The following is a 5,698-nucleotide window of genomic DNA, read 5'->3' as shown; positions in this document are numbered from 1 at the left end:
AGGCATCGCTGGCTCGGAGGATCGGCCCCGAGGTACGCGGGGCCGATCCTCCGAGCCAGCGATGCCTCCGATGAGGGTCGACGACGACGAGATCGTGCGTGTCGCCGGTCAGTGTCGTCATGGCGATCAGATCGAGCGACACGCTGGGTACCGAGCGGCGCTCGTCGCGGTGGATCAGCAGGTGCCGTCCGGCGGAGAGATCCCACGAGACGGGTGTGCCGTCGCTGTCGCGCCCGAACGGGATCGTCGTCCGGCATGCGGTGATCCGCCGGGGGAGTCCACGAGCGGATCGCATCGGGACGGAAGACCGGCACGATCGAGGTGTGGGCGGCATGGCGGGCGTCGGCATGGCGGTTCCGTTTCGTATCGCTGGGTTCGGAGCGAATCCCGGACGGCAGAACTGTAGAGGGGGCCACCGACAGGAACGTTCGAGTGCAGGTCGCCGCCCCGAGCAGTACGCAGATCTCGTTCGGTCACACCCCGAGCGGTCTGCGGACCGGCACCGCGAACGAACACGCGTCCCGTGGGTGTGTCGATCGTCGAGATGTATCCGGCCGAATACGTCCTCACCTACGGTGACCCCGCGGACCATGCGGACGCGACCGAGATGATCCGGTCGTCACCGATCCGACCTGCGGCCGACCTCGGCAGGGGGTCAGATGCGGCGCATGACGGACACGACCGTGCCCAGCACGATTGCCTCGTCACCGTCGAGGACGGGGTACGCGGAGTTCCGGGGTTCGAGGTAGACGTGGCCGCTGCGGCGCCGGTACACCTTGACCGTCGCTTCGCCGTCGATCATCGCCGCGACGATCTGCCCGGAGTGGGCCTCGTGCTGTCGCCGAACCACCACTGTGTCACCGTCGCAGATCGCCGCATCGACCATCGAATCGCCGCGCACACGCAACGCGAAGACGGTGCCGGAGCCCACCAGATCGCGAGGGAGCGTGAGCAGATCTTCGGTGTGCTCCTCGGCGAGAATCGGTGCGCCCGCAGCGATGTCGCCGACGACCGGCACGGTCACGGTGTCGTCGGACGCTCGTTCCCCACCGGGTGATCCGAGGAACGGACGTACGTCGAGCTGTCGGGCCACGGCGCTGCCGCGACGCAGGAAACCCTTCTCTCCGAGGCTTTTCAGATGCTTCGAGACCGTCGACGTCGACCGCAGACCCACCGAATCGGCGATCTGCCGGGTGCTCGGCGAAGACCCCTGAGCGACGATCCAGTCCCGGATCGCGGCCAGGATCTGCTGCTGGCGCAGCGGCAGGGAAGCAGGGTCGAGGCCCCCGAACATATCGAACTCGTCGTAACCGGTCACCCGGCGAATCGTAGTGGGCGAGACGAACTCGGCTCGCTGCGGGCAGAGACCCGTACGAGAGAGCGGATCAGGCGCCGCTACGCCGTCTCCGCCAGCTCCGAGGAAGTGCCGGCAGACGAACCCGGTCCGTTCTGCAGCTGCTCCATGGCGCGACGTTCCCGCAACGCACGGACGAGCTGTCGGTCCTGCATCTCCGCCGGATCGGCGGACAAGGCCGGAATCGAGAATCCGACCAGGGCGCCACCCAGCAGGGCGAGAGCCACCCGGAGCGAGTCGTCCTCCCGGATGTTCAGGACGAGTTCCAGGAGCACGAGGGCGCCGACGACGACGAGTGCGACTCCGGCCAGAGCCAGGATCCGGCGCACTCGAGGCTTCGGGCGCGATCCCGGCGGCAGCGGCATCGACCGGGCCGCCAACTGCCACAGCCTTGCGTCGATGCTCTCCCGGACGGGACGCTTGCGGAACTCGTCGCCGAGTGCGTTGTAGATGGCGAGATCGGCTGCGATCCGGGTCCGGAGGTTTCGGCGGCCCAGCTCGCGCGTCAGACGCACGACTGCCCATGACACTGTCCCGGTGACGAGTGCGACGACGACAAGAACCCAGATACCCACGTCGGAACATTACGACAGGGAGGAAGGAATCGGCGGGAGGCGGGCTGCTTCCCGCGGCCGCGCCGCGCCGCGGAGTGAAAAGCGGTGCCCCCGGTGAGACTCGAACTCACACTGGACGGGTTTTGAATCCGTTTCCTCTGCCAATTGGGATACGGGGGCGTTGCGGACACCACTGTAGAGGATCGGGCGAAGCGGGCGCGCACCGGTACCCTTTCTTACGTTCCACTCCCGCACCCGGGGACCGCCAGTACCGAGGGGAAGGCCCGACCATGACCTCCGCGCCGCACGACAGCACACCAACTCCTCGTCGGGTCGTCGTAGCGGAAGACGAGGCCCTGATCAGGCTCGATCTCGTCGAGATGCTGCGCGAAGAGGGCTTCGAGGTGGTCGGCGAGGCGGGCGACGGACAGCGTGCCGTCGAACTCGCCGACGAGCTCCGCCCCGATCTGGTGATCATGGACGTCAAGATGCCGCGTCGCGACGGCATCGACGCCGCGTCCGAGATCGCACAGCGCCGCATCGCCCCTGTGGTCATTCTCACAGCCTTCAGCCAGCGCGAACTCGTCGAACGCGCCCGCGACGCAGGCGCTATGGCCTACCTCGTCAAGCCGTTCTCGAAAAGTGATCTCGTGCCCGCCATCGAGGTGGCCGTGAGCCGTTTCTCCGAGCTGCGCGAGCTCGAGCGCGAGGTGCAGGGTCTCAACGAACGCTTCGAGACCCGCAAGCTCGTCGACCGGGCCAAGGGTCTGCTCATGGAGAAGCACGCGATGACCGAGCCGGAAGCGTTCCGGTGGATCCAGCGGGCGGCGATGGACCGCCGCACCACCATGAGGCAGGTCGCCGTCGTGGTTCTGGAGACCCTCGGGGGCGACACCACCGAGTAGCTGCCCGAACCGGTTTCGCGTGCTCACGGCGCCGTGCCGCGTTACCGCCACATCACATCTCCGCTCCGCAGATAACGGTCGTATCACAAGGATTTCGGCACGGTTCACGGGGTTCGTCCGACCGCTATGTTTCGACCACATCCGGAATCCGCCGGATGCGGTGTCAGGCGTTCGAAGGAGAGTTGAATGGCAAGACGGACTCTGGTCCGCGCCGTAGCGGTACTCGGTGCTGCGACGCTCGCCCTCGCCGGGTGCAGTTCGGACGGTGACGATTCGACATCCGGCACGTCGGCCGGCGACGACGGATCGGCGGCCGCGACGACCGTCGAGACCGACTGCGAACCGCAACAGGCCACAGCCGGGACGACTCCCGCCACAGGACCGCTGAAGATCGGCACGATCCTCCCCGAGACAGGCAGCCTCGCCTTCCTCGGCCCGCCCGAGGTCGCCGCCGTCCGACTCGCCGTCGACGAGATCAACGCCGCCGGCGGGGTTCTCGATCAACCGGTCGAACTGTTCCCCGGCGATTCCGGCGATACGACGACCGACACCGCGAACACCACCGTCGACCGGCACCTCGCCAACGGCACCCAGGTGATCGTGGGCGCCGCGTCGTCGTCGGTCTCGCTCAAGGTGATCGACAAGATCGTCAGCGCCGGCGTCGTGCAGTTCTCGCCGGCGAACACGTCCGACCAGTTCGTCTGTTATCCCGACCGCGGGTTGTACTTCCGTACCGCCCCCACCGACGTGCTCCAGGCTCAGGCGCTCGCGCAGTTGATCGCCGAGGACGGAGCGCAGCGCGTGTCGATCCTGGCGCTGAACGACCCGTACGGCACCGGACTCGCCGAGAACACCGTGACCAACCTCGTCGACGCCGGTATCCCGGAGGACCAGATCCAGAAGATCATCTACGACCCCAACGCGCAGTCGTTCAACGCGGAGGTCGACCAGGTGGTCAACTTCGGACCGGATGCGGTGGCGCTCATCGGGTTCGAGGAGTCGGCGAAGATCATCACCCGCATGCACGAGGTGGGCATCGGCCCGTCCGACGGCACGGCCGTGTTCGGCGTCGACGGCAACATGGGTAATGCGCTGGGAGAGAACGTCGCCGAGGGACTGCTCGACGGCATGGCCGGCACCACGCCGCTGACCGACACCGGGGAGGAGTTCCGGCAGCGGCTGCTCGGTGTCGATCCGGCTCTGATCGACTTCAACTACGCCGGTGAGTCGTACGACGCCGTGGTGGTCTCGGCGCTGGCCGCCGTGCAGGCGGGGTCGACCGCCGGGGTGGACATCGCCGCGAACATCAACTCGGTGACCCGTGACGGGCAGAAGTGCACCAGCTACCAGCAGTGCCTGGATCTTCTTCGTGCGGGTGAGGACATCGACTACGACGGTGCCACCGGCGAACTCAGCTTCGTGGACGCGGGCGAACCGGGTGTGGGCTCGTACGGCCGACTCGTGTTCGGTCCCGACAACACACTGACCACCGAGGACTACATCGTGGTCGGGGAGTGACCGGAAGGTCGTGTGCGAAGGGGTGGCCGCCGATGGGCGGTCACCCCTTCGGCTTCTCCCGGCTGCCGGCGAGAGTACCGAGATACAGTTCCACGACCTTCGGGTCGTGCAGCAGATTCGTGCCGGTGTCGGTGTAGGCGTTGCGGCCCTGGTCGAGAACGTAACCACGGTCGCAGATCTGCAGGCAGCGCCGCGCGTTCTGCTCGACCATGATGATCGAGACCCCAGCGGCGTTGATCTTCTTGCAACGGATGAAGACCTCGTCCTGGAACATCGGCGACAGTCCGGCCGACGGCTCGTCGAGGAGCAGCACCGACGGCTCCATCATCAATGCCCGCCCCATCGCGACCATCTGCCGTTCACCGCCGGACAGTGCCCCCGCCTTGACCTTCCGGCGCTCGGCGAGCAGTGGGAACAGCGACGCCACCCGCTCGAACTGCTTCTCGAACGCCTTGGGGCGCAGATAGATCCCCATCTCGAGGTTTTCCTCGATGGTCAGTGAGGGGAACACGTTCTGCGTCTGTGGTACGTAGCCGATCCCTTTGCGCACGAGGACGTGTGCGGGTGCCGACGTGATCACGTCCCCGCCGAGCGTGACGGTGCCGCTGCGGATGGGGATGAGACCGAACAACGCCTTGAGCAGAGTGGACTTGCCGGCACCGTTCGGGCCGATGATGCCCACGATCTCACCGTCGCGCAGGTAGAAGTTACAGCCGCGCAGGATGTCCACCCCGGCAAAGTAACCGGCCACGAGGTCGTCGGCGCGCAGGAGTGCGTCGGCCGCGAGGCGGGCATGCCCCTCCGGGGACGCCGCACGTTCGGTCGGCGTCGTGCCGGTCGGACCAGGAGGGATGTTGTCGCTCACGGATTCTCCACAGTTCTCACCGTCGTGTCCGTCGACGCGGCATCGGCCGGATCGCCTCCGGCTCCGGGATCGGGCAGGTCGCCTCCGGCTCCGGGATCCGACAGGTCGCCTCCGGCTTCGAGGGTCTGTGCCTCCGCGTCGGCGAGGGCGTCGGCGAGTTCGGCGGTCGCGCCGACGGGATTGCCGTCGTCGTCGAATTCGAGCGCCTGGTCGTGGTGACTGCCGAGATAGGCGTCGACCACGGCCGGATCGGACGACAACGCGTCCGGGGGTGCCTCCGCGATCACCGAGCCCTGCGCCATCACCACCACCCAGTCGGAGATGTCGCGGATGACGTCCATGTCGTGCTCGACGAACACCACCGTCGTCCCGTCGTCGCGCAGGGTCTTGATGTGCCCGAGCAGACTCTGTGTGAGCGCCGGATTGACCCCGGCCATCGGCTCGTCGAGCATGACGACGGTCGGCTCGGTCATCAACGCCCGTGCCATCTCGAGCAGTTTGC

At 67.1% G+C, this 5,698-nt stretch carries 5 protein-coding genes, 1 tRNA gene and 2 pseudogenes; 2 read left to right on the top strand and 6 right to left on the bottom strand.

Annotated features, from left to right (window positions below):
• The 4 genes and pseudogenes from R1101_RS31030 to R1101_RS0114950 all read right to left on the bottom strand — a co-directional run.
• Positions 1 to 295 (bottom strand): annotated as a pseudogene (locus R1101_RS31030) (hypothetical protein); the annotation flags it as partial.
• Between the two features lie 360 nt (positions 296 to 655).
• Positions 656 to 1,318 carry a transcriptional repressor LexA gene (gene lexA, locus R1101_RS0114960; protein WP_016934208.1) on the bottom strand — a complete coding sequence of 221 codons (663 nt, stop codon included), beginning with the start codon at positions 1,316 to 1,318 and terminating at the stop codon, positions 656 to 658.
• Positions 1,319 to 1,395: 77 nt separating this feature from the next.
• A complete protein-coding gene (locus R1101_RS0114955) occupies positions 1,396 to 1,929 on the bottom strand; it encodes a hypothetical protein (RefSeq protein ID WP_016934207.1) in 534 nt (177 codons plus the stop codon).
• Positions 1,930 to 2,014: 85 nt separating this feature from the next.
• Positions 2,015 to 2,088, bottom strand: a tRNA-Leu gene (locus tag R1101_RS0114950).
• 110 nt (positions 2,089 to 2,198) lie between these two features.
• Between R1101_RS0114950 and R1101_RS0114945 the strand changes: the two genes are divergently transcribed.
• Entirely contained in the window at positions 2,199 to 2,813 is a 615-nt protein-coding gene (locus R1101_RS0114945) for an ANTAR domain-containing response regulator (RefSeq protein ID WP_016934206.1), read from the top strand.
• Between the two features lie 186 nt (positions 2,814 to 2,999).
• A complete protein-coding gene (locus tag R1101_RS0114940; RefSeq protein WP_016934205.1) occupies positions 3,000 to 4,331 on the top strand; it encodes an ABC transporter substrate-binding protein in 1,332 nt (443 codons plus the stop codon).
• A gap of 40 nt (positions 4,332 to 4,371) precedes the next feature.
• Here R1101_RS0114940 and R1101_RS0114935 read toward each other — a convergent pair whose 3' ends face one another.
• A complete protein-coding gene (locus R1101_RS0114935; protein ID WP_016934204.1) occupies positions 4,372 to 5,196 on the bottom strand; it encodes an ABC transporter ATP-binding protein in 825 nt (274 codons plus the stop codon).
• Positions 5,193 to 5,698: pseudogene (locus tag R1101_RS26925) on the bottom strand (ABC transporter ATP-binding protein); the annotation flags it as partial. The pseudogene R1101_RS26925 and the gene R1101_RS0114935, both read right to left, overlap by 4 nt.

Origin of the sequence: Rhodococcus sp. R1101, assembly GCF_000278445.1 — a bacterium.
In the GTDB taxonomy this organism is placed as follows: Bacteria; Actinomycetota; Actinomycetes; order Mycobacteriales; family Mycobacteriaceae; genus Rhodococcus; species Rhodococcus gordoniae.
Note: the sequence above shows the minus strand (reverse complement) of the source record. Positions and strands in the feature narration are given on the sequence as shown.

Bases quoted from the DNA above. Each gene is read 5' to 3' on its own strand.
- R1101_RS0114945 (WP_016934206.1), top strand. From the start codon at position 2,199: ATGACCTCCGCGCCGCACGACAGCACACCAACTCCTCGTCGGGTCGTC.
- R1101_RS0114940 (WP_016934205.1), top strand. From the start codon at position 3,000: ATGGCAAGACGGACTCTGGTCCGCGCCGTAGCGGTACTCGGTGCTGCG.